The sequence below is a fragment of the Veillonella sp. VA139 genome (assembly GCF_003992005.1).
Classification (GTDB): domain Bacteria; phylum Bacillota; class Negativicutes; order Veillonellales; family Veillonellaceae; genus F0422.
The window spans coordinates 1-1,517 of sequence record NZ_RQVL01000057.1 but is presented as its reverse complement, the minus strand read 5'-3'; the positions used below and the strand labels follow the sequence as shown (position 1 = coordinate 1,517).

The 1,517-nt window shown below is 36.3% G+C and carries 1 protein-coding gene; it reads left to right on the top strand.

Translation table 11 applies throughout. The annotated features are described in order from the left end of the window. Positions 1–84 precede the first annotated feature (84 nt). The coding region (locus tag EO125_RS09690) for an ISNCY family transposase (protein WP_127148720.1) at positions 85–1,517 on the top strand (1,433 nt) is incomplete at its 3' end.

Here is a 1,517-nt window from a genome sequence, read left to right as displayed (position 1 = left end):
TATGAACGACATATGATATTGTCATAGTATAAACATAAATGAATTTGTCAAAGCATAGTACAATCTATATAGATAGGAGGTACTATGAGAAAGGTTAGTTTAACAATGACAAATCATTACATTTACAAATTAGTGAAGCAGTATGTAGAGAATGGAGGTAATATAAAACGATTAACAGCTAGACTTAATAAATCAGAAAGAACTGTATATCGCTATATTAGAGGATATAAAGACCATGGAAAGGCTTTCTTTGTACATGGTAATACAGGACGTAAACCTGCAACTACAATCCTTGATGAAGTTAGAAAGCATATTGTAGAAATTTATAACTCATCTTTATATGATACTAACTTCACACACTTTTATGAGATTCTTAAAGAGGAATATCCCCAGTACGCTTATATCTCTTTAAGTACAATTAGAAATATCTTTAAGGAAGAAGATCTGCTTTCACCTAAGGCTCGGCGTAATACTAGAAAAGCATTACAAAGAAAGCTGAGACTTCAAGAAAAGAACGACACGCTTGCTGACCTAGAGGTAATCATCGAAGAACCCACAGAATCTACCTGTCCACACCCTCGTAGAGAGCGTTCTAAGTATGCTGGTGAGCTATTATATATGGATGCTTCTATTCATCCTTGGTTTGGCCCTAATTATGCAAAGGCAGCCCTACATGCTTCTATTGATGATTCTACAGGAACTATAACTGGTCTATATATGGATGACCAAGAAACCTTAAAAGGTTACTACCATAGCTTCGCCTATACCCTAACAAACTTTGGGATTCCTGTTACCATACAGACAGATGGTCGTACCGTTTTTGAATACAAAAGAGCCGGTGTACGATCTACAGAAAACGATACACCGACTCAATTTACATATGCTTGCAAACAGCTAGGTACAGAGGTTGCTGCTGGTCATTCTGCCCAAGAGCAAGGAAAGGTTGAGCGCCTATTCCAAACACTTCAATCTCGATTACCAGTCGAATTTAGAAGAAGAGGCATTACTGACATTGAGGCAGCTAATGAATTCCTCACCAAAGAATTTATTCCATACTTTAACACTAAGTTTGCTCGCTCTTTTAATGATACCACATCTGTCTTTGAAGGGCCAATGGAAGCAGCAGATATTAATTTAGCGCTTAGCGTATTAAGTGAAAGAACTGTAGATAATGGTCACTGTATAAGCTACCAAAATGAGTATTACAAGTTCTTAAAACCAAATGGTGAACAAGCTGTGCTAAAACCAAAGCAAAAGGTATTGGTGATTAAAGCTTTAGATGGATCTATGTACGCTTCCTGCAAAGAGGTTTTATATGCATTAAAGAAAGTTCCTCACAATACAGCCTATTCTAAAAACTTTGATTATCTAGAAGCAAAACCTAAGCCTAGGAAACAATATATACCTGATATGCGTCATCCTTGGAAACGCAATGTGTTTATTGATTATGAAGTACATAGGCTACGTTACGAGTACTCTTTTGATGAAGCTTGTTATACACAGGATAAATTTATGAC